Here is a 22357-nt window from a genome sequence, read left to right as displayed (position 1 = left end):
CCGCCCCCGTCGTCTTGTGCGATTAATCGCGGTTGAACACCTGCTGCAGCAGAGCCGCCTGCTCGCCGTCGTGGCGCTTGTGCGAACCGGTGGCGGTCGCCGCCGAGGCGGCCCGCGCGGCCAGGCGGACCGGACGGTCGAGCTCGGGCGGAAGGTTCAGCCCGATGAACGGCCACGGTCCCTGGTTGGCCGGTTCGTCCTGCGCCCAGACGACGTCGGCATTCGGGTACTTTTCCAGCTCGGCGCGGATCTCCTCGACCGGCAGCGGGTAGAGCTGCTCGACCCGGACGATCGCCGTCTTGGAGTCATCGGCCTTCTTCCGAGCTGCCACCAGATCGTAGTAGAGGCGACCGGAGACGAGAACGACGCGGTCGACCTCTGACGCGGTCAGCGAGGCGCTGTCGCCGATGACCGTCTGGAACGAGCCCTGGATGAAGTCCTCGACGGGGGAGGCTGCGGCCTTCAGTCGCAAGAGCTGCTTCGGCGTGAAGATGACCAGCGGCTTGCGCGGACGGCTGTACGCCTGGCGCCGGAGCAGGTGGAAGTGGTTGGCACCCGAGGACGGGTTCGCGACGACGATGTTGTTCTCCGCGCACATCTGCAGGAACCGCTCGATGCGTGCTGAGGAGTGGTCCGGTCCCTGGCCCTCGTACCCGTGCGGCAGCATCAGGACGACGGAGGAGCGCTGGCCCCACTTCTGCTCGGCGGAGGAGATGAATTCATCGATGACGGTCTGGGCGCCGTTGACGAAATCGCCGAACTGCGCCTCCCAGAGCACCAGGGCGTCCGGGCGCTCGACGGAGTAGCCGTACTCGAAGCCCATCGCCGCGTATTCGCTCAGCAGCGAATCGTAGATCCAGATCTTCGACTGGTCGTCGGACAGGTGCTGCAGCGGCATCCACTCGTCGCCGTTGCTGCGGTCGTGGAAGACCGCGTGGCGCTGCACGAACGTGCCACGGCGCGAGTCCTGGCCGGCGAGGCGGACCGGGACGCCCTCCATGGAGAGCGAACCGAAAGCCGCGATCTCCGCGAAGCCCCAGTCGATGCCGCCCTCGGTGGACATCTTGGCGCGGCGGTCGAGCAGCGCCTTGAGCTTCGGGTGCACCGTGAAGTTCTCCGGGATCTCCGTGTGGGCCCGGCCGATGTGTGCCAGGGTCTCGGCGGAGATCGCCGTCGTCGTCGGCGCATTGACGTCGTCGCTGACCTGGGCCGTGGGGAGCTCCAGGTCGTTGACCGCGCCGTCGGAGCTGACCACCGGGATCGGCGAGGTCTGGGCCGCGTGTGTCTCGGCGAAGACCCGCTCGAGGCGGTCCTGGTAGTCGCGCAGCGCCTGGTCTGCTTCCTCCTGCGTGATATCACCACGGCCGACGAGGGCCTCGGTGTAGAGCTTGCGGGTGGAGCGCTTGGCCTCGATGAGGTTGTACATCATCGGCTGCGTCATCGACGGATCGTCGCCTTCGTTGTGGCCACGGCGGCGGTAGCACACCATGTCGATGACGACGTCCTTGTTGAACTTCTGGCGGTACTTGAAGGCGAACTGGGCCACGCGGACCACGGCCTCTGGATCGTCGCCGTTGACGTGGAACACCGGCGCCTGGATCATCTTCGCCACGTCGGTGGAGTACACCGACGAGCGCGACGCCGTCGGCGCCGTCGTGAACCCGACCTGGTTGTTGACGACCACGTGGACGGTGCCGCCGGTGCGGTACCCGCGCAGCTGGGACAGGTTGAGCGTCTCGGCCACCACGCCCTGGCCGGCGAAGGCCGCGTCGCCGTGGACGAGGATCGGCAGGACGGAGAAGCCATCCGTCCCGCGGTCGAGGCGGTCCTGCTTGGCGCGGGCGATGCCCTCGAGCACGGGATCCACGGCTTCCAGGTGCGACGGGTTGGCCGCCAGGTACACCTTGGTCTCGTTGCCGTGGTCGGAGACGTACTTGCCCTCTGTACCGAGGTGGTACTTGACGTCGCCGGAACCCTGCACCGAGCGCGGGTCCTGCGTCCCCTCGAACTCGCGGAACACCTGTGCGTAGGTCTTGCCGGCGATGTTGGTCAGCACATTCAGCCGGCCGCGGTGGGCCATGCCGATCGTGACTTCGTCCATGCGCTGGTCGGCCGCGTCGGAGATGATGGCGTCGAGCAGGGGGATCAGCGATTCGCCGCCCTCGAGCGAGAAACGCTTCTGACCGACGAACTTGGTCTGCAGGAACGTCTCGAAGGCCTCGGCGGCGTTCAGCCGTCCGAGGACGCGGAGCTGCTCCTCCCGGGTCGGCTTCGAGTACTCGTGCTCCAGTTCGGACTGGAACCACTCGCGCTCCTCCGGGTCCTGGATGTGCATGTACTCGATGCCGGTGGTGCGGCAGTAGGTGTCGCGCAGGACGCCCAGGATCTTGCGCAGGGGAAGTCGCTGCTTGCCGCCGAATCCGCCGGTGACCCACTCCCGGTCCAGGTCCCACAGCGTCAAACCGTAGGTCTGGATGTCCAGGTCCGGGTGCCGGCGCTGGACGTACTCGAGAGGGTTCGTGTCCGCCATCAGGTGTCCGCGCACACGGTAGGCATGGATCAGCTGCTGGATGCGGGCGATCTTGTTGACCTCGAGGTCGACGTCGACCTGGTTGTCCTTGACCCAGCGGACCGGCTCGTAGGGGATGCGCAGTGCTTCGAAGATCTCATCGTAGAAGCCCTGCTCGCCGAGGAGGAGCTGCTCGACGATGCGCAGGAACTCGCCCGAGCCCGCGCCCTGGATGACACGGTGGTCGTACGTCGAGGTCAGGGTGATGATCTTGCCCACGCCGGCACGGGCGATGGTCTTGTCGCTGGCACCGCGGTATTCGGCCGGGTACTCGAGGGCGCCGACGCCGACGATGGTGGCCTGCCCCTTGGACAGGCGCGGAACGGAGTGGACCGTGCCGATGCCGCCCGGGTTGGTCAGCGACACCGTGGTCTTGGCGTAGTCGTCGGCGGTCAGCTTGTTGTTGCGTGCGCGGCGGATCAGGTCTTCGTAGGCGTTCCAGTAGTCCGAGAAGTTCAGCGTCTCGGCCTTCTTGATGTTCGGGACGGCCAGCATGCGGGAGCCGTCCGGCTTCGGCAGATCGATGGCGATGCCGAAGTTCACGTGTGCCGGCTGTACCGCCGCCGGCTTGCCGTCGACCACGTCGTAGGTCACGTTCTGCGAGGGGAAGAGCTTGAGCGCGCGGACCACCGCGTAGCCGATGAGGTGCGTGAACGAGACCTTGCCGCCGCGGGCGCGGGCCAGGTGGTTGTTGATGACGACGCGGTTGTCGATGAGAGCCTTGGCCGCGACGGCGCGAACGGTCGTCGCCGTCGGGACGGTGAGCGACGTCTCCATGTTGGTGGCGATGGCCTTCGACGGGCCGCGCAGGGGCTTGACCACGTCTTCCTCGGTGGGTGCCTCGCCGTTCTGGGACTTCGGGAGCTCGGCCGGGATCGGCGCAGACTTCGGGGCGGGCTTCTGCTTCGTCTTGTCGGGTGCGGGGTCGGCGGGGATGCGTTCCTGGCTGGATCCGGTCGAGGACTCGCTCGAGGAGCCGGCGGTGGTCCCGGTCGTGTCGACCACCCGGGCGTGCGTGGCTGGGCGCGGTGCGGCCTTGGTGGTGGGCTCGGTGCCGTTGTCGGACTCGGCGTCCGGCGACTTCGCCGACGGGGCCTCGGCAGCGCTGCCGTCGTCCTCGAAGGACTCGAAGATGTCCCACCACTTCTTGTCAACGGAGTTCTTGTCCTGGCGGTACTGCTGGTACAGCTCGTCGACGAGCCACTCATTACCGCCGAATTCTTCTGTCAGCCGGTGATGCGGTTGATCTGGCACGTTTATACGCCTCTTCTTCCTTGAATTGCCTCGCCGCGTTGAACCCCGCGGCAGAACCGCGCGGTCAGTCATAGACCTCGGGCCAGTCTAGTGACTTTTCGCGGTGCGTTGCGAATCAATCGGGATGCATGTCGCCAGCGTGCGTCCGTCTGCGGCAAGCGGTCGGCACAGCCCGCGTTCCGATCTCGTCGCGGGTTGCGTAGACTGGGGATTCTTATGGACAGTCACTCTCTGAGCCGGCCTGCCGTGCGCATTCGCAGCGCGGCATCTGGTGCCGGCAAATCTCTGGTCTCTCCGTCCGACAACCCCCCGTCCTCGCCATCCGCCTGCGCGGATCCGGCCAGTGCGGAGCCTTCTAGACCGGCCGTGTCGATACGCCCGGTGCCGACGTCCGGATCGAGCTGCTGAATGGAGTGGCTCTTCCTGGCTCTCGGCTTGCTGCTCATTTTCGGTACCGGTTTCTTCGTCGCCGTCGAGTTCTCGCTGGTGGCCCTCGACCAGACGACTGTCCGCGCGGCAATCAACGCCGGTGACAAGGGTGCCCGTCCGCTTTTGCGGTGCCTCAGGTCCCTGTCGACGCAATTGTCGTCGTGCCAGTTGGGAATCACCCTCACGACCCTGCTGACCGGGTACGTCATGGAACCCTCGGTAGGCCGTCTCCTGACGCCCGTCTTGGAGGGCTGGGGGCTCGGTACGGCGGCGGCGCCCGTCTCCCTCGTGGTGGCGATGGTGCTGGCGACTCTGCTCTCGATGCTGATCGGCGAGTTGGTACCGAAGAACCTCGCCATCGCCAAGGCCTTCGCCGTCGGGCGTGCCCTCGCGCGACCGCAACTCGTCTTCACGGCCGTGTTCAAGCCGGCGATCGTGGTCCTGAACGGCTTCTCCAACCGCGTCCTGCACCTCGTCGGGCTCGAGGCGAAGGAGGAGCTCTCCAGTGCGCGGAATCCGGAAGAGCTGGCCTCCCTCGTGCGCCGGTCCGCCGACTTGGGCACCCTCGACAGGGAAACCGCCAACTTCCTCTCGCGGTCGCTGCGCTTCTCCGAGCGTTCGGCGGCGGACGTCATGACGCCCCGTATCCGCATGGAATCGGTGCGCGACGAGGACCCGCTCACGTCGATCATCACGGCGGCGCGGCGAACCGGCTACTCGCGGTTTCCCGTCATCGGAGAGTCCCCGGACGACGTCCTCGGGGTCTGCCACGTGAAGAAGGCCGTGGCCGTCCCGCGCGAGAAGCGCGAGGGCCTGGTCGCGGCGAACATCATGTCCGACATCATCTCGGTCCCGGAGACCGTGCATCTCGATTCGCTGCTCTCCGATCTCCGCGAGGCGAACCTCCAGGTGGCGATGGTGCTCGACGAGTACGGCGGCACCGCCGGCATGGTCACACTGGAGGACCTCGTCGAGGAGATCGTCGGTGAGGTAGCCGACGAGCACGACCGCACCATGCCGGGCGTCCTGCAGGCGGCCAGCGGCGACTGGTACTTCCCGGCGCTCCTGAGGCCCGACGAGGTCGGCGATCTCATCGCGGGGCTCTCCGTCCCGGACGACGCCGCCTACGAGACGGTCGGCGGTTTCATCATGAGTGAACTCGGCCGGATCCCGGCCCCGGGCGACACGGTCCTGACAGAACACGGCGAGTTGATCGTCGTGAGCATGGAGGGGCGTCGCGTCGAACGGCTGCGGTACGTCCCGTCGCCGGCAGCGAACGACAACGGAGGCAGGGAATGAGCGACTGGATGGGAATCGTCTGGCTGGTCGTCCTCTTGATCGGCAACGCGTTCTTCGTCGGCGCCGAGTTCGCCGTCATGACGGCGCGGCGTAGCCAGATCGAGCCGAGAGCGAGGGAAGGAAGTGCTCCGGCACGCACGGCGCTGTACGCGATGGAGCACGTCTCGCTCATGCTGGCGGTCGCGCAGCTGGGCATCACGGTCTGCTCGCTGCTGATCCTGAACATCGCAGAGCCCGCGATCCACCACCTGGTGGCGGAGCCGCTGCACGCGCTGGGCGTCCCGGACGGCATCGCGGGTCCGGCGTCGTTCGTCTTCGCGTTGCTGCTGGTCACCTTCCTGCATGTGACGTTCGGCGAGATGGTGCCGAAGAACATCTCCGTCTCGGTGGCCGACCGCTCGGTTCTGGTGCTCGCGCCGCCTCTGGTGGCGCTGTCGAAGTTGATCTACCCGGTCGTGGTCAGTCTCAACTGGGTGGCGAACCACGTCCTGCGGGCGATGCGCGTCGAACCAAAGGACGAGGTCACCTCGAGTTTCACACTGGAGGAGGTCCAGAACATCGTCGAGGAGTCCCGGAGGGAGGGGCTGGTCGACGACGAGTCGGGCGTCATCTCGGGTGCCCTCGAGTTCTCGGAGTACACGGCGGGCACGCTGATGGTGCCATTGGGCGAACTGGTCAGCCTTCCTCCGACCACGACCCCGAGCGAATTCGAGCGTGCCGTCGGCCGGACCGGGTTCTCCCGATTCGTCATGCAGGACGACGACCAGGCCCTGGCCGGCTACCTGCACCTGAAGGACGTCATGAGCATCCCGCCGCACCGGTCCGACGAGCCGATTCCGGTGACGCGGTTGAGGACGCTGGCGAACCTGGCAGCGCACACCGAGGTCGAGGACGCGCTGTCGGTCATGCAGCGCACGGGGTCGCACCTGGCCCGCGTGATCGATGCGGACGGAATGACCCGTGGCATCCTCTTCCTCGAGGATGTGATCGAGGTCCTCGTCGGCGAGATCAGGGACGCGACGCAGCAGCAGGGGGTGCGCCGCCGGAACGGGGCCGGGAACGCCGCCTCGGCGATCACCCCTTCATAATGCTAACGATTCGCATTTAGGGTAGGGTGGGGGTGCGCAACGTCGCGCCCCCACCTCCTAATTCATGTCCCCGGCCGGTGCCGGGTCGTAGCCCTCCCCGAAAGGTTGGCCTCCTGTGGCTCGTCATCTCACCCGCCTTGCTCTGGCACCCGCTGTCGTCGTCGGCGCGCTGGTGCTCACCAGCTGCGGCGGTGCGGCCTCGACGGCCGCCTCGGAACAGGCGGCGAACGACGGCGTCACGACGGTGGTCGCCTCGACCAGTGTCTACGGCGACTTGGCCGAGACGATCGGCGGCGACGAGGTCGAGGTCAGCTCGATCGTCTCGACCACGGCGCAGGACCCGCACTCCTACGAGGCCACCGCGCAGGACAAGCTCGCCGTCACCAAGGCCGATCTGGTGGTCGGCAACGGCGGGGGATACGACTTCTTCCTGGAGCAGCTCGTCGGCGACCTCGAGCTGGACGACGATTCGATCCTCTACGCCGTCGACTACTTCGAGGAGTCGCACGAGGACGAGACCGCCGAGGAACACGCCGGGCACGGAGACGAGACCGCTGAGGAGCACGCCGATCACGGAGACGAAACTGCCGACGAGCACGCCGGCCACGGCCACGGCGACGTCAACGAGCACGTCTGGTACGACCTGCACACCGTGAGCGAGCTCGCACACGAGATCGCCGAGAGTCTGGGCGAGCTCGACCCGGAGAACAGCGGCCTCTTCCACGAGCGCTACGAGGCACTCGCCGCGGACCTCGACGAGCTGTCCGAGCGCCAGCAGGCGCTGGCCGGCGGCGGGGAGTCCTACGCCATGACCGAGCCGGTCCCGTACTACCTCCTGGAGGAGGCCGGCCTGGAGAACGTCACTCCGACCGGGTACAGCGAGGCCATCGAACACGGCGAGGACGTGGCACCGCTGATCCAGAAGGAACTGGTGGACGTGCTGGACGGGGGCGACGCCGTCGTGCTCGCCTACAACCCGCAGACCGAGAGCCCGCAGACCGAGGCGGCCCGCACGGCAGCCGAGGACGCCGGCGTCGCCGTCGTGGAGTTCACCGAGACCCTCCCCGAGGGGGAGGACTATGCTGGTTGGATGTCCGCCAACATCTCTGCCCTGGAGGAAGCACTTGACCGCTAGCTCACCAGTGACGCCGGCGGTGCGCCTGCGGAACGCGAGCATGGCCTTCGGCGACCGCGTCCTCTGGGACGGGCTCGACCTCGATGTGGCCCCCGGCGAGTTCCTCGCCGTGCTTGGACCCAACGGTTCCGGGAAATCGACGTTCCTGAACGTTCTGCTCGGGCTGAAGGAGCTCTCCGGGGGCGCTGTCGAGGTCGGCGGACAGCCGGTCACGTCCGGTTCCCGCCGGATCGGATCGATTCCCCAGCAGAAGTCGTTCCCCGAGGACACCCCGCTTCGGGCCCGCGATCTCGTCGCCCTCGGCATCGACGGGCACCGCTGGGGACCCCGGCTGTTCGGCCGCAAGAAGTTGAACGAACGGGTCGACACCCTGCTGGAGAAGGTCGGCGCGACACGATACGCCGACCAGCCGCTCGGCATCCTCTCCGGCGGCGAGCAGCAGCGGCTGCGGGCCGCCCAGGCCTTGGCCGACAACCCCGACCTGCTGCTGTGCGACGAGCCGCTGCTGTCCCTGGACCTGCACCACCAGCGGGCGGTGTCGTCGCTGATCCACCGCCAGGCCTGCGACCACGGCGCGGCCGTGATCTTCGTGACCCACGAGATCAACCCGATCCTGCAGAATGTCGACCGGGTCCTCTACCTGGCCGGCGGTCGGTTCCACATCGGCACAGTCGACGAGGTCATGACCAGCGACGTGCTCTCCGACCTGTACGGCAGCCCGATCGAAGTGTTCCGCAGCAAGGGGCGCATCGTCGTCGTCGGCATCCCCGAGTCCGTCGAGCACCCCCACGGGGCGGGGCACACGGACGCTTTGATGGCGGGGGAGTAGATGGATACCACCGACCTCTTCTCGACGATCTTCAGCTTCGAGAACTACGCCGAACTGCTCCCGCTGGTCTCCAACTCCATCGTCGCCGGCGCCCTGCTGGGCCTCGTCGGCGGCCTCGTCGGCGTGTTCGTCATGATGCGCGACATGGCGTTCGCCGTGCACGGGATCGCCGAGCTCAGCTTCGCCGGGGCGGCCTTCGCGCTGCTCATCGGGGCGAACGTGGTCGGCGGCTCGATCGTCGGCTCGATCCTCGCGTCCCTGGTGCTGGGCCTCATGGGCGCCCGGGCCAAGGACCGCAACTCGATCATCGGCGTCATGATGCCGTTCGGCCTCGGCCTCGGGATCCTGTTCCTCGCGCTCTACCAGGGGCGCAGCGCCAACAAGTTCGGTCTGCTGACGGGCCAGATCGTGGCCGTCGACGACGTGCAGCTCGGATTGCTGGCCGTGTGCTCGGTGGTCGTGATCGTCGGCCTGGCCCTGTTGTGGCGGCCCCTGACGTTCGTCAGCGTCGATCCCGCCGTCGCCGCCGCGCGCGGCGTGCCGGCCGGATGGCTTTCCGCCGCGTTCATGGTGCTGCTGGGTCTGGCGGTCGCCCTGTCGATCCAGATCGTGGGTGCCCTGCTCGTGCTCAGCCTGCTGATCACGCCGGCGGCCGCCGCGCTGAAGGTGACTGCGCGCCCGGTGCTGACAGTCGTCCTGTCGGTCTCCTTCGCGATGGTCTCCGTCGTCGGAGGCATCATGCTGGCGCTGGCGGGGAGGCTGCCCATCAGCCCCTACGTCACGACGATCTCGTTCCTGATCTACGTCGTGTGCCGCGTCATCGCGTGGCAGCGCATGCGCGTCCGGCACAACCGGGACGCGGCTGAGGCGGCGGTCGCGAGCTAGCCGGCGTCGAGCGCGGCCGAGCACTCGGCGCACAGGCCGAAGATCTCGATCGTGTGGCCCGGCTGGGTGAACCCGTGCTGGGCTGCGATCTGCCGGGTCCACTCCTCGATCGACGGCGCCTCGATCTCCACGGCCTTGCCGCAGTTCCGGCAGACGATGTGGTGGTGGTGCTCGGCGACCTCGCACTGCCGGTACACCGACTCGCCGTCGTTGGAGCGCAAGACGTCCACGAGGCCGTCGTCCGCCATCGACTGCAGGATGCGGTAGACCGTCGCCAGGGAGACCTTCTGCCCGCGGTCGTGCAGCCACCGGTACAGCTCCTGTGCGCTGACGAAGTCCGTCAGCTCGTCGAGGGCGCCGCTGACGGCCAGCCGCTGCTTGGTGACGCGAGGGGCGACATCGCGGTTGGCGCCGGAACCGGCATCCGTGCTGTTCATGTAGGCAGACTCCCGAGCAGCTCGTTGTTGAGAACTGTTCCAGCCTATCAGCGGGCCCCGGGAATCAGCCCCCGATGCGCCACGTTCCGCTCTCGAGGAACTCCTCGATCACGCCCGTGTACGGCGCGGGATCGATGCCGCGGGCCGCGAGCCACTCGGGATCGCGGTGGCTCCTGCCGTACCGGTCTCCGCTGTCGCACAGCAGGGTCACGACGCTGCCGGATTCGCCGCGCTCGACCATGCCGGCGATGAGCTGCCATGTGAGCCAGAGATTCGTCCCCGTCGAGGGCCCGGCGCTCAACCCGGCCCAGTCGGCGAGGTGCCGCATCGCGGCGATCGAGGCGCCGTCGGGCACGCGCGTCACCTGGTCGATCACGGACGGGACGAAGCTCGGCTCGGGCCGGGCCCGCCCGATCCCTTCGATGCGGCTGGCGGACCCCACGACGGCGGCCGGGTAGCCGCCGTCGTGCCAGGCCTCCCATGCGGGCAGGAAGGCCGACCCCTCCGGATCGCCGACGGCCAGCCGGGTGCCGAAGCGGTGGTAGCGCACGTACCGGCCGATCGTCGCGCTCGTGCCGCCCGTGCCCGCGCCGACGACGACCCAGGCGGGGACCGGGTGGGTCTCCGCCGCGAGCTGTTCGAAGATCGACTCGGCGATGTTGTTGTTCCCGCGCCAGTCGGTGGCCCGCTCCGCGTACGTGAACTGGTCCATGTAGTGGCCGCCGGTCTCGGCGGTGATGCGCTCGGCCTCGGCGTAGACCGAGCCGGGGTCGTCGACGAGATGGCACGTGCCGCCGAAGCGCTCGATCAGGTCGATCTTCTCGGCGCTGGTCGTCGCGGCCATCACGGCGACGAAGTCGAGCCCGAGCAGCTGCGCGTAGTAGGCCTCGGAGACGGCCGTGCTGCCGCTGGACGCCTCGACGATCGTGGTGCCCTCGGTGATCCAGCCGTTGACGAGGCCGTAGAGGAACAGGGACCGGGCCAGCCGGTGCTTGAGGCTGCCGGTGCGGTGCGTGGATTCGTCCTTGAGGTAGAGGTCGATGCCCCACTCCGCCGGCAGGCTCAGGCGGTGCAGGTGCGTGTCTGCGCTGCGGGTGGCGTCGGCCTCGATCTGCCGGACGGCGTTGTCGACCCACGTGCGTTCGGATGCTGGGCGTCGGGATGCTGTGTTCACCTGCCTAGCTTAGGATGCGAGGCATGAGTTCTCTGTTTTCCAAGATCATCGCCGGCGAGATCCCGGGCCGGTTCGTGTGGAGCGACGCCGACGTCGTCGCGTTCCTCGACGTGCGCCCGCAGACCGACGGGCACGTGCTGGTCGTCCCCCGCGAGGAGGCGGACCGGTGGACCGACGCGGATCCGGTGCTCTACGCGAAGGTCACCGCCGTGGCCCAGAAGATCGGTACCTCGCAAGTCCGGGAGTTCGGATCGGCCCGTGCAGGGACCACCATCATGGGGTTCGAGGTCCCGCACCTGCACGTGCACGTGTGGCCCGTGAATTCGATGCGCGACTACGATTTCTCGAGCCCGCAGGGCAGCACCGACGCCGAGACGCTCGACGCCGTCGCGGTGCGCCTGCGCGCCGCGCTCCGTGCCGACGGGCACGCGGAGGCGGTGCCCGCGGAGTAGCCCGGCAGGGCGCCGGTACGACGCCGTCGCGTCGCCCTGAGCGTGGAGGCTGCGTCCTGCCGTCGTTCCGGAGCGGTCCGCGCTACTTGGCCCGCGCCTCGCGCAGCGCCGTGCGGATGCGCTTCTCCGAGACGGAGTGCGCAGTGCCGAGCTCCTGGGCGAAGAAGCTGACCCGCAGTTCCTCGATCATCCATTTGACCGCCGCGAGTTTCGCGGGTGTGCGCACGCCGGCGGGCAGTGCTTCGAGGGCCGCGTCGTAGTCGTCCTCGACCGCCTGCACGGCGAGCATGTGCTGGTTGTCGCGGGTCACGGCCCCGGCCTCGAGCTTGTCGAGCCGGATCTCGATGGCCTTGACGTAGCGCGGCAGGTGCGCGAGCTGGGCGTAGCCGGTGCCCGCGACGAATCCGGGGTATACGAGCTGCTCGAGTTGGGCCCGGATGTCGGAGAGCGCGTGCATCAGCGCCAGGGACGAGGCCTTCTTGATCCGCTGGTCGACCCGGCGCGCGGAGGAGAGGACCTTCTCCACGATCGCGGTGACCGAGAAGACCGTGTCGATCAGCTCGGCCCGGACGTGCTGGTAGAGCCCGTCGAACTCGGGCCGCGTGAACGGCAGCTGCTCCGGGACCAGCTTGTCGACCGCGGCCTGCGCGCAGTCGGCGATCAGCGTCTCCACGGACCCGTGCGGGTTCTGCGTGAAGACCAGCTTCTCCTGGTTGTTGAGATGGTCGGTCACGTAGCGCGTCGGCGAGGGCACCTTCAGCATCAGCAGCCGGATCACGCCGGTCCGGTGGGCGGCGAGCTGTTCCGCCTCGTTCCGGTAGACGGTCAGCGTGACGTCCGAGCCGGCATCGACGAGCGCCGGGAACCCGGTGATGACCTGGCCGGCGGCCTCGCTGGTCACCTTGCGCTCGATCGTGCCGCCGGCGCCCACGGAGTCGGTCCAGTCGGTCAGGCCGGAGGCCTCCCACCGGGACGACGCCGGTCCGGTCCGGCCCGCTGGTTCGCCCCCGCGGTGTGCGCCACGGCCCTTGTTCTTCTTCCCCGGTGCGCCGGCCCGTGCGGCCGCCCCGGGCGACGGTGCGCCCGCGAGGTCGGCCAGCGCTCCGCCGCCGGAGCCCAGCGATTCGGCCAGAGCACGGCGGTTCGCGGCGGCCAGCGACTCCTGCAGGACCTCGAGGTCCCTTCCCTCGGCGAGGACCTTCGCCTGCGCGTCGACGACCTGGAAGGTCGGCAGCAGGTAGGCGGGCACCGCGCTCCAGTCCCACGAGCCCGGGGGGATGACGAATCCGCGCAGCCGGCGCAGGGCCAGCTCGAGCGACGGCTCGAGTTCCTCGGTCTCCGGGTCGAAATCGGCGGCGAGCGCCGCGACCGCCTGCTGGGCGACATCGGGCGCCGGGACGAAGTTCTTCCGGACCTGCTTGGGCAGGGACTTGATGAGCGCGGTCACGAGCTCGACGCGCAGCCCCGGGATCTGCCAGCGGAAGCGCGCCGGATCCAGCTGGTTCAGGAACAGGATCGGGACCCGGATGGTGATGCCGTCGTGGTCCTCGGGGCGCTGCGGCGCGTGCGGGCCGGCCGTTGCCGCGCTGCCGCGCGACGTCGTCGCCTGCGAGGGGTTGAACTCGTAGCTCAGGTCGAGGTCCAGGTCCCCGTGCCGCCACTTGCGCGGGTACGCCGACTCGTCGACTTCTTCCGCGTCGACGGCCAGGACCGCGTCCGGATCGAAATCGAGCAGCTTCGGGTCCTCGTGCTGGGCCTTCTTCCACCAGCGGTCGAAGTGGCGCTCGGTGGTGACGTCCCCGCCGAGACGCTGATCGTAGAACTCGAAGAGGTCCTCGTCGGAGATGCGCAGATCCCGCCGGCGCATGCGCGACTCGAGCTCCTCGACCTCTGCGAGGAGCTTGCGGTTGCGGTGGAAGAACCGGTGCCCCGTGCGCCAGTCGCCTTCGACGAGCGCGTGGCGGATGAAGAGCTCCCGCGCCAGCGGCTTGTCGACGCGCCCGTACTGGATGCGCCGCTGGGCGATGATCGGCACGCCGAACAGCGTGACCTTCTCGTAGCCCATGACGGCCCCCTGCTTGCGGGACCAGTGCGGCTCCGAGTAGCTGCGCTTGACGAGGTCGGCGGCGACGTCCTCGACCCACTCGGGCTTGAAGACCGCCGCGGTGCGGGCCCACAGCCGGGAGGTCTCGACGAGTTCGGCCGCCATCACCCAGTCGTGGTTCTTCTTGAAGAGGGCGGAACCGGGGAAGACCGCGAACCGGGTGCCGCGGGCGCCCGCGTACTCGCGCTTGCGCTCGTCCCACAGTCCGATGTGGCTGAGCAGGCCGGCCAGCAGGGACTGGTGGATCGGCTCCTCGAGCCCGGAGGGATCGACCGGGCCGGGCGTGAGCGTGATGTCGAGCGGTTTGGCGAGCTGGCGCAGCTGCGCGAAGAGGTCCTGCCACTCGCGCACGCGCATGTAGTTGATGAACTCCTTCTTGCAGAGCCTGCGGAAGGCCGAGGAGGAGAGCTCCTTCTGCTGCTCCTGCAGGTACTTCCACAGCAGCAGGAAGGAGGAGAAGTCGGACCGCTCGTCCTTGAACCGCGCGTGCATCTCGGCGGCCTTCGCCCGGTTGCCGGTCTCCTCGCTGGGGCGCTCCCGCGGGTCCTGGACAGTCAGCGCGGCCGCGAGGATCATGACCTCTTTCGCGACGCCCCGCCGGCCGGATTCGACGATCATGCGGCCGAGCCGGACGTCGAGGGGGAGCTGAGCGAGCTGGCGGCCGACCCTGGTGATCTCCACCGACTTGCCGTTCGTCACGGCTCCGAGTTCGCGCAGGAGGGTGACGCCGTCGTTCACCGCCTTGGCGTCGGGTGCCTCGACGAAGGGGAAGTTCGCGACGTCGGCGGGGGAGGAGACGACGCCCATGGAGGCCATCTGCAGGATGACGGCCGCCAGGTTGGTGCGCAGGATCTCCGGATCCGTGAACTCCGGGCGCGCGGAGAAGTCCTCCTCGGAGTAGAGGCGGATCGCGATGCCGTCCGAGACGCGGCCGCAGCGGCCGGACCGCTGGTTCGCGCTGGCCTGGGAGACGCGTTCGATCGGCAGCCGCTGCACTTTGGTGCGGTGGGAGTACCGGGAGATGCGGGCGGTCCCGGCGTCGATCACGTACTTGATCCCGGGCACGGTCAGCGAGGTCTCGGCGACGTTGGTGGCCAGGACGATCCGGCGGTGGGAGCTGCGGGAGAAGACGCGGTGCTGCTCCGCCATGGACAGGCGGCCGAACAGGGGAAGGATCTCTGTGCCGGCGAGCCGGCGGGACACTCCCACCTTGGCGCGCAGAGCGTCGGCGGCGTCCCGGATCTCCCGTTCGCCCGAGAGGAAGACGAGGATGTCGCCCGGCTCCTCGGCGGCCAGCTCGTCGACGGCGTCGGAGATCGCGTCGATGGGGTCGCGATCGTCCTCCCGCTCGTGGGTCTCGAGCTCGTCGGCGTCGAGCGCGTCTGCGGGGTTCAGCGGGCGGTACCGGATCTCGACGGGGTAGGTGCGGCCGGAGACTTCGATCACCGGGGCCGGGTCCACGGTGTCGCCGTCGGGGCGCCCGAAGTGCTGGGCGAACCGTTCCGGGTCGATCGTCGCCGAGGTGATGACGAGCTTGAGGTCCGGGCGCTGCGGCAGCAGCTGCTTGAGGTAGCCGAGCAGGAAGTCGATGTTCAGGCTGCGCTCGTGGGCCTCGTCGATGACGATTGCGTCGTAGCGCTTGAGCAGCCGGTCGTGCTGGATCTCGGCCAGGAGGATGCCGTCGGTCATGACCTTGATCCGGGTCGAGCGCGAGGCCTGGGACGTGAAGCGGACCTGGTAGCCGATCTCGTCGCCGAGCTCCACGCCCGTCTCCTCGGCGAGGCGCTCCGCCACGGAACGGGCGGCGATCCGCCGCGGCTGGGTGTGCCCGATGAGCCCGCGCCTCGTCGCCGGCCGGCCGTCGGCGTGGCGCTGGGCGCGCTCCTGCTCGAGGACCTCGTGGACCATCTTGGGCAGCTGGGTCGTCTTGCCGGAGCCGGTCTCGCCGGCGATGACCACGACCTGGTTCTCGCGGATCGCCGTCGTGATGTCGTCCCGACGCGCGCTGACGGGCAGGGACTCGGGATAAGTCAAGGTGAGAGCCATGGTCCGGCCAGTCTATCGGCGGACCGGCGCCTTTCTCACGTTGGACCGGTACGACGGCGGAGGTCGGCTCCGCGCAGCGGTGCCCACCTCTTGTGGCGCCTTGCGTCAGGACCGCGGTGCGCGTCAATTCTCCGAACCGTCCAGCGCGTAGGTCGAATCTTCGGTCTGGCAATGGACGAATATCCGGACATGGGAGGAAAGTGATTCCATTTTGATTACGTTCCCGGGAACTCCCGCCATTTCCGTCCAATCTGTTCCGTGCTGGGGATAAAAAGTGATGTTGTTCACAGGTAGGATGCGTACGTAACCATGAAGGGGGTCACATTCGCCAGAGTGTGCTTCCCAAGAGGTCGACGCCGACCTCCACATCGGACGGGGGCTGGGATGCCTCCAGTCGAAAGGACTGCCATGAAACTCGCACAATCCATGAAGGTAACCGCCGCTCTGGCGGCGTCTGCACTCGCGCTGTCGGCGTGCGGTGGTTCCGATTCCCCGGAGGGCGGCTCCGGGGCGGATGAAGAGGTCAAGATCGGCATCAGCCAGTTCGTTTCCCACCCGTCACTGGACGCCGTCGCGGAGGGCTTCAAGGCGGGTCTGGAAGAGGCCGGCTACGAGAACGTCGTCTACGACGAGCAGAATGCCCAGCAGGACACCGCCACGAATACCTCGATTGCCGGACAGTTTGCTGCTGACTCGGATCTGGATCTCATGCTGGCCATCGCCACGCCGTCGGCGCAGGCGCTCGCCCAGGCCGTGACGGACACGCCGGTGCTCTTCTCGGCGGTGACCGATCCGGTGGCGGCGAAGCTCGTCGAGTCGCTCGAGGCGCCGGGTGGCAACATCACGGGCACCAGCGACAAGAATCCGGTGAAGGAACAGCTCGAGCTGCTGCAGGAGCTCTCACCGGATGCCGAGAGTGTCGGCATCGTCTACTCCTCGGGCGAGGTCAACTCCCAGGTCCAGGTCGATTGGGCCAAGGAAGCCGCGGAGGAGCTCGGGCTGACGATCGAGGAAACGGCGATCTCCGCCTCCTCCGAGGTGCAGCAGGCTGCTGCCGGGCTGGACGTCGACGCGATCTACGTGCCGACCGACAACCAGGTCGTCTCCGCCCTCGAGGGCCTGCTTCAGGTGGCCCAGGACAAGAGCATCCCGGTGATCTCCGCGGACGGCGAATCGGTCGAGCGCGGTGCTGTCGCCACCTACGGGATCAACTACGAGAAGCTCGGTGAGCAGACCGCGGCGATGGCCGTGAAGATCCTCGAGGGCGAGGATCCTGCCGGTATGCCGGTCGAGACGCTGACCGAGGTCGAGCTGTACGTCAACACGGACACGGCGGAGAAGCTCGGCATCGAGATTCCGCAGGAGATGCTCGACGAGGCCGCCGAGGTCTACGGCGACACCGAGTAGCTGCCCGACCTGCTCGCGCGGCCGGACAAGGAGGAGATCCGTCCGGCTGCGCGGGCCGTGCACCCGCTGCCGGCGATGGCAGCTTGATCGACAACACAAGGATCCACCCATGATCACAGCGGTTGAGCTGGGCCTGATTTACGCAATCATGGCCTTGGGGGTCTACCTGACCTTCCGCATTCTCGACTTTCCCGACCTGACCGTCGACGGCTCGTTCACCACCGGTGCCGCGACGGCCTCCATCCTGATCGTCAACGGGACCAACCCGTTGGTCGCCACCGTCTGCGCCTTCTTCGCGGGAGCCGCCGCGGGCGTCATCACCGGCCTGTTGCACACGAAGGGCAACATCGACGGCCTGCTGGCCGGCATCCTGACCATGATCGGCCTGTACTCCATCAACCTCAGAATCATGGGCAAGGCCAACGTGCCGCTGCTCGGCGAGGACACGCTGATGTCCCCGCTGCGCGCGAACGGCTGGCTGGGCTCGTGGGTCTCCGTCGCCCTGCTGCTGCTCCTCTGCCTGGTCGCGGTCGCCGTCATCGTCTGGTTCCTGCACACGGATGTGGGCATGGCCATGAGGTCGACCGGCGACAACCCGGAGATGATCCGCTCCTTCGGTGTGAGCACCGACAACCAGAAGATTCTGGGACTCGCGCTCTCCAACGGGCTGGTCGCATTCTCCGGCGCCTTGATCGCCCAGTTCCAGGGCTACGCGGACATCGGCATGGGCATCGGCATCATCCTGATCGGACTCGCGTCCGTCATCGTCGGCCAGGCCATCTTCTCCCAGCGCTACATCTGGCTGGCCGCGATCGCCGTCGTCTTCGGTGCGGTGATCTACCGGCTCGTGATCCAGTTCGCGCTCGGTGCCGGCCTCGAGGTCAACGACATGAAGCTGATCTCCGCCGTCCTCGTGGTGCTCGCGCTCGTGCTGCCACAGGTGGGCGTGTTCCGGAAGCTGGCCGCGCGGATCCAGATCACCTCGCGTGGAACAGCCAAGGCCGATGCGCCGGAGGAAGAGGAGAAGCAGAATGCTTGAAATCACCAACCTGAACAAGACCTTCTTCCCGGGAACCGTCAACGAGCGGAAGGCGCTGCGCGAGATCGATCTGACACTCGCCGAGGGCGACTTCGTCACCGTGATCGGCTCGAACGGAGCCGGCAAGTCGACAGTGCTGAACATGGTGGCCGGCAAGCTGTACCCGGATTCGGGAAATGTGCGCATCGACGGCCAGGATGTCACCAAGCTGGCCGACTTCAAGCGCGCCAAGTACCTGGGCCGCGTCTTCCAGGATCCGATGGCCGGCACCGCGCCGTCGATGACGATCGAGGAGAACCTGGCCCTTGCGCTCGGACGCGGCAAGGTGCGAGCCCTCGCGCTCGGAGTGACGAACAGGAAGCGCGAACTGTTCGTCGAGGAACTGGCGAGCCTGGAGCTGGGTCTCGAGAAGCGGCTCAAGACCAAGGTCGGGCTGCTCTCCGGTGGTCAGCGTCAGGCGCTCAGCCTGTTGATGGCGACGCTGACGGGCCCGAAGATCCTGCTGCTCGACGAGCACACTGCGGCCCTCGATCCGCAGCGCGCGGCCCTCGTGACGCGGTTGACCCGGGAGATCGTCGAGCGCCACCGCCTGACGACCCTGATGGTCACCCACAACATGGAGCAGGCTCTGGCGCTCGGCACGCGGCTCATCATGATGCACGACGGCCAGATCATCCTGGATCTGTCGCAGGCGGAGAAGGAGAAGATGACGGTCAAGGGTCTGCTCGGCGAGTTCGAGAAGATCAAGGGCGCCCAGCTCGATGACCGCACGATGCTGCAGTAGGGGCAGCGTCTAGACATGAGAGAACCCCCGGGCCGACGGCCCGGGGGTTCTCTCATTACTTGTTTCTCGACTCATCTGGGACATATGTCCCGACTCATCACACGGTGCCCTCGAAAGGATTCGAACCTTCGACCTTCCGTTCCGGAGACGGACGCTCTATCCCCTGAGCTACGAGGGCGTATCCATCAAACAGGTGACTGCCTGGCGGACCTTGAAGAGCTTAGCAGGAATCCCGCGCGAGGGTGGAACCGGTCCTTCGGTGCGTCGACGGCGTGGCGCGGGGCGGCGCGCTCCGTCCTGCGAAGCCGAATCGCAGGGACTTACGATGCGGGGGCGGGGCGGTCGGGCCGTTATCCTTGACGGGTGACTCCAGAACAGCTTTCCGACGCCATTTCCCATGCCCTCTCCGAGGCCGTTTCCGCCGGTGAATTCACGGTGGACCTGCCGGACACGGTGAAGGTGGAGCGACCCAAGAGCCGGGACCACGGCGACTGGGCCACCAACGTCGCCCTGCAGCTGGCCAAGAAGGCCGGTATGAACCCGCGGGAATTCGCACAGCTCCTGCAGGGCCGCCTCGAGGGCGTGGAGGGCATCTCCGGTGTGGAGATCGCCGGCCCGGGCTTCCTGAACATCACTCTCGACGCGGCCTCCGCCGGCGAGCTCGCGCGGAAGATCGTCGAGACGGGCGCCGCCTACGGCACCAACGACTCGCTGTCCGGCCACGTGGTGAACCTCGAGTTCGTCTCGGCGAACCCCACCGGCCCCCTGCACATCGGCCACACGCGCTGGGCCGCACTGGGCGACTCCATCGGCCGCATCCTGCGCGCCGCGGGCGCCGAGATCACCCGCGAGTACTACATCAACGACGCGGGCAACCAGATGAACGTCTTCGCGCAGTCGGTCTACAACCGTCTGCACGACCTCCCCGTACCAGAGGGCGGCTACCCGGGCGAGTACGTGCGCCAGCTGGCCGACGCGGTCGTCGCCGAGCGCCCCGAGGTCCGCGACCTGGACGAGGAAGCCGCGCTGCCGCAGATCCGCGACCTCGCCTACAAGGCTCAGCTCGCCGACATCAAGGCGACGCTGAGCGACTTCGGCGTCGAGTTCGACGTCTACTTCTCGGAGGCGGAGCTGCACGACTCCGGCGCGGTCGAGGCCGCCGTCGAGCGCCTGCGCGAGCAGGGCCACGTCGACGACGAGGGCGGCGCCGTGTGGCTGCGCACCACCGACTTCGGCGACGACAAGGACCGCGTGATGATCCGCGCGAACGGCGAGCCGACGTACTTCGCCGCCGATGCCGCGTACTACCTGTCGAAGAAGGACCGCGGCTTCACCGAGAAGATCTACCTCCTCGGGGCCGACCACCACGGCTACGTCAACCGCCTGAAGGCCATCGCGGCCTGCGCCGGCGACGATCCGAAGAAGAACATCGAGATCCTCATCGGGCAGCTGATCTCGGTCAACGGCGCCAAGCTCTCCAAGCGCGCCGGCAACATCATCGAGCTGCGCGACCTCATCGACTGGCTCGGCGCCGACGCCCTGCGCTACTCGCTGGCGCGTTTCCCGGCCGACTCGCCGATCGCGATCGACCCGGAGCTGCTGCAGAAGAAGACCAACGACAACCCGGTGTTCTACGTCCAGTACGCCCACGCCCGCGCCTGCGCCGCCGCCCGGAACGCGGCGGAGAAGGGCGTGGACCGCTCCGCGTTCGACGCCTCCCTGCTCACCCACGAGACGGAGAACGAGCTGCTGGCGCTGCTGGCGCAGTACCCGAACCAGATCGCGGGCGCGGCAGAGTTCCGCGAGCCGCACCGCGTCGCCCGCTACCTCGAGACCTTGGCGGGCGCCTACCACCGCTGGTACGGAGCGTGCCGCGTCGCGCCGCTGGCCGGAGAGGACGTGACCGACACCAACCGCACCCGCCTGTGGCTCAACGACGCCACGACGCAGGTGCTCGCCAACGGTCTTGCCCTGCTGGGCGTGACCGCACCGGAGAGGATGTAGCGCATGCCGGCATCGAACCTGGCCCCCGACTGGCTGACCTTCCCCGCCGACCCGAACGCCCTGCGCGAGCCCCTGTGGCCCGAGGGGGTCGCCCGCAACGGGGACGGCGAGGTGGCCGTCCACGGCATCGCCGTCTCCGAGCTGGCGGCGGAGTACGGCACGCCGCTGTACGTGGTCGACGAGGACGACCTCCGCTCCCGGGCCCGCGCCTTCCGCGATGCCTTCGACGAGGCCTTCGCCGACCTCGCCGGCGGGGTCGACGTGTACTACGCCGGCAAGGCGTTCCTCACCGTCGACGTCGCCCGCTGGGTGACCGAGGAGGGGCTGCGCCTGGACACCTGCTCGGGCGGCGAGCTGGCCGTCGCCCGGCGCGCGGGCGTGCCGGCCGCGAACCTGAGCCTGCACGGCAACAACAAGTCGGTCGCGGAGATCGAGGCCGCGCTGACCATGGGCCTCGGCCGCATCGTCGTCGACAGCCTCGACGAGCTCGAGCGCGTCGGCCGCACCGCGGAGCGGCTGGGAACCACGGGCAGCATCATGCTGCGCCTGACACCGGGCGTGCACGCCTCCACGCACGAGTTCATCGCCACCGCCCACGAGGACCAGAAGTTCGGCCTCTCCATGGTGGACGACGACGGCGCCTCGCCCGCCCAGCGCGCCGTCGCCTTCGCGCTGGAACACCCGCGGCTCGAGCTGCTCGGAGTGCACGCGCACATCGGGTCGCAGATCTTCGAGGCGTCCGGCTTCGCCGTCGCCGCCCGGAAGCTGCTCGCGTTCACCGCGGCGGTCAAGGCCGAGCACGGCGTCGAGCTGGCGGAGATGGACCTCGGCGGCGGCTACGGCATCGCCTACACCGAGGCCGACACCCCGCGGCCGGCGGGCGAGCTCGCCGCGGCGATGGCCGCCGTCGTCCGTGAGACCGTGGCCGAGCTGGGGATCGCCTGCCCGCGGATCTCGATCGAGCCGGGCCGTGCGATCTCCGGCCCGGCCGGGTTCACGCTCTACGAGACGGGCGTGCAGAAGACGGTCGCCGTCGAGGCGGGGGAGTCGACCCTGCCGCGACGCTACATCTCCGTCGACGGCGGCATGAGCGACAACGCCCGCCCCGTGCTCTACGAGGCGGACTACACGGCCGTCGTCGCCAACCGTGTGACGGAGTCTGACGCAATTGTTTCCCGTGTGGTTGGCAAGCACTGCGAGTCCGGTGACATAGTCGTCCGGGACGTCTACCTTCCGGAGGATGTCGCAGCGGGCGATCTGCTCGCCGTTCCCGCCACGGGCGCCTACTGCTGGGCGCTGTCGAGCAATTACAACTACCTGGCCCGACCGGCCGTGGTCGCCGTGCGTGGGGGAGCGTCGCGACTCATGGTCCGGCGGGAGACCGAAGACGATTTACTGGCCCGCGACATGGGAGCTTAGGGA

The 22357-nt window shown here is 68.2% G+C and carries 15 protein-coding genes and 1 tRNA gene; 11 read left to right on the top strand and 5 right to left on the bottom strand.

The features are described from left to right. Positions 1–22: 22 nt before the first annotated feature. Entirely contained in the window at positions 23–3823 is a 3801-nt protein-coding gene (locus IE069_RS10400; RefSeq protein WP_189350232.1) for a multifunctional oxoglutarate decarboxylase/oxoglutarate dehydrogenase thiamine pyrophosphate-binding subunit/dihydrolipoyllysine-residue succinyltransferase subunit, read from the bottom strand. A gap of 408 nt (positions 3824–4231) precedes the next feature. Between IE069_RS10400 and IE069_RS10395 the strand changes: the two genes are divergently transcribed. From IE069_RS10395 to IE069_RS10375, 5 genes are all read left to right on the top strand, one after another. Then, positions 4232–5551, top strand: a complete 1320-nt coding sequence (locus IE069_RS10395; RefSeq protein WP_189350230.1) for a hemolysin family protein — start codon at positions 4232–4234, stop codon at positions 5549–5551. Then, positions 5548–6639 carry a hemolysin family protein gene (locus IE069_RS10390; RefSeq protein WP_189350228.1) on the top strand — a complete coding sequence of 364 codons (1092 nt, stop codon included), beginning with the start codon at positions 5548–5550 and terminating at the stop codon, positions 6637–6639. The genes IE069_RS10395 and IE069_RS10390 overlap by 4 nt, the downstream gene beginning before the upstream one ends. Positions 6640–6754: 115 nt before the next feature. Beyond that, on the top strand, positions 6755–7774 hold the full coding sequence (locus IE069_RS10385) for a metal ABC transporter solute-binding protein, Zn/Mn family (RefSeq protein ID WP_189350226.1): 1020 nt from the start codon (positions 6755–6757) through the stop codon (positions 7772–7774). A gap of 40 nt (positions 7775–7814) precedes the next feature. Continuing rightward, positions 7815–8603 carry a metal ABC transporter ATP-binding protein gene (locus tag IE069_RS10380; protein ID WP_229791088.1) on the top strand — a complete coding sequence of 263 codons (789 nt, stop codon included), beginning with the start codon at positions 7815–7817 and terminating at the stop codon, positions 8601–8603. Next, entirely contained in the window at positions 8604–9488 is an 885-nt protein-coding gene (locus tag IE069_RS10375; RefSeq protein ID WP_189350223.1) for a metal ABC transporter permease, read from the top strand. Here IE069_RS10375 and IE069_RS10370 read toward each other — a convergent pair. Together IE069_RS10370 and IE069_RS10365 are read right to left on the bottom strand one after the other, a co-directional pair. Next, on the bottom strand, positions 9485–9925 hold the full coding sequence (locus IE069_RS10370) for a Fur family transcriptional regulator (RefSeq protein WP_189350221.1): 441 nt from the start codon (positions 9923–9925) through the stop codon (positions 9485–9487). The two genes, IE069_RS10375 and IE069_RS10370, sit on opposite strands and share 4 nt — an antisense overlap. A gap of 64 nt (positions 9926–9989) precedes the next feature. Beyond that, positions 9990–11099 carry a PLP-dependent cysteine synthase family protein gene (locus tag IE069_RS10365; RefSeq protein ID WP_189350219.1) on the bottom strand — a complete coding sequence of 370 codons (1110 nt, stop codon included), beginning with the start codon at positions 11097–11099 and terminating at the stop codon, positions 9990–9992. A 23-nt stretch (positions 11100–11122) separates the two neighbouring features. Between IE069_RS10365 and IE069_RS10360 the strand changes: the two genes are divergently transcribed. After that, complete coding sequence (locus tag IE069_RS10360) at positions 11123–11551, top strand: HIT family protein (RefSeq protein ID WP_189350217.1); 429 nt, start codon at positions 11123–11125, stop codon at positions 11549–11551. Between the two features lie 82 nt (positions 11552–11633). Here IE069_RS10360 and hrpA read toward each other — a convergent pair whose 3' ends face one another. Then, the gene (hrpA, locus tag IE069_RS10355) at positions 11634–15701 is read right to left on the bottom strand and encodes an ATP-dependent RNA helicase HrpA (RefSeq protein WP_189350215.1); all 4068 of its coding nucleotides are present in this window, start codon (positions 15699–15701) and stop codon (positions 11634–11636) included. 408 nt (positions 15702–16109) lie between these two features. Between hrpA and IE069_RS10350 the strand changes: the two genes are divergently transcribed. From IE069_RS10350 to IE069_RS10340, 3 genes are all read left to right on the top strand, one after another. After that, positions 16110–17108, top strand: a complete 999-nt coding sequence (locus IE069_RS10350; RefSeq protein WP_189350213.1) for an ABC transporter substrate-binding protein — start codon at positions 16110–16112, stop codon at positions 17106–17108. Positions 17109–17217: 109 nt separating this feature from the next. Further along, a complete protein-coding gene (locus tag IE069_RS10345) occupies positions 17218–18147 on the top strand; it encodes an ABC transporter permease (RefSeq protein ID WP_189350211.1) in 930 nt (309 codons plus the stop codon). Next, positions 18140–18931 (top strand): ABC transporter ATP-binding protein, encoded by a 792-nt coding sequence (locus IE069_RS10340; RefSeq protein WP_189350209.1) that lies wholly within the window; start codon positions 18140–18142, stop codon positions 18929–18931. Before IE069_RS10345 ends, IE069_RS10340 begins: the two co-directional genes overlap by 8 nt. Before the next feature lie 105 nt (positions 18932–19036). Here IE069_RS10340 and IE069_RS10335 read toward each other — a convergent pair. Then, a tRNA-Arg gene (locus tag IE069_RS10335) sits at positions 19037–19109 on the bottom strand. Positions 19110–19294: 185 nt separating this feature from the next. On the opposite strand from IE069_RS10335, the gene argS reads away from it, so the two are divergent. Continuing rightward, positions 19295–20935 (top strand): arginine--tRNA ligase, encoded by a 1641-nt coding sequence (argS, locus tag IE069_RS10330; protein WP_189350207.1) that lies wholly within the window; start codon positions 19295–19297, stop codon positions 20933–20935. A gap of 3 nt (positions 20936–20938) precedes the next feature. Beyond that, complete coding sequence (lysA, locus tag IE069_RS10325; RefSeq protein ID WP_189350206.1) at positions 20939–22354, top strand: diaminopimelate decarboxylase; 1416 nt, start codon at positions 20939–20941, stop codon at positions 22352–22354. The last annotated feature ends 3 nt before the right edge of the window (positions 22355–22357 follow it).

It is taken from the genome of Zhihengliuella salsuginis (assembly GCF_014651715.1).
Taxonomy (GTDB): domain Bacteria; phylum Actinomycetota; class Actinomycetes; order Actinomycetales; family Micrococcaceae; genus Zhihengliuella; species Zhihengliuella salsuginis.
This window is presented reverse-complemented; position numbering and strand designations above follow the sequence as displayed.

Coding starts and splice junctions, on each gene's coding strand:
- IE069_RS10345 (WP_189350211.1), top strand. CDS start 17,218: ATGATCACAGCGGTTGAGCTGGGCCTGATTTACGCAATCATGGCCTTG.
- IE069_RS10380 (WP_229791088.1), top strand. CDS start 7,815: ATGGCCTTCGGCGACCGCGTCCTCTGGGACGGGCTCGACCTCGATGTG.
- IE069_RS10340 (WP_189350209.1), top strand. CDS start 18,140: ATGCTTGAAATCACCAACCTGAACAAGACCTTCTTCCCGGGAACCGTC.
- IE069_RS10360 (WP_189350217.1), top strand. CDS start 11,123: ATGAGTTCTCTGTTTTCCAAGATCATCGCCGGCGAGATCCCGGGCCGG.
- IE069_RS10370 (WP_189350221.1), bottom strand. CDS start 9,925: ATGAACAGCACGGATGCCGGTTCCGGCGCCAACCGCGATGTCGCCCCT.
- IE069_RS10390 (WP_189350228.1), top strand. CDS start 5,548: ATGAGCGACTGGATGGGAATCGTCTGGCTGGTCGTCCTCTTGATCGGC.
- IE069_RS10395 (WP_189350230.1), top strand. CDS start 4,232: ATGGAGTGGCTCTTCCTGGCTCTCGGCTTGCTGCTCATTTTCGGTACC.
- hrpA (WP_189350215.1), bottom strand. CDS start 15,701: ATGGCTCTCACCTTGACTTATCCCGAGTCCCTGCCCGTCAGCGCGCGT.
- lysA (WP_189350206.1), top strand. CDS start 20,939: ATGCCGGCATCGAACCTGGCCCCCGACTGGCTGACCTTCCCCGCCGAC.
- IE069_RS10350 (WP_189350213.1), top strand. CDS start 16,110: ATGAAACTCGCACAATCCATGAAGGTAACCGCCGCTCTGGCGGCGTCT.
- IE069_RS10375 (WP_189350223.1), top strand. CDS start 8,604: ATGGATACCACCGACCTCTTCTCGACGATCTTCAGCTTCGAGAACTAC.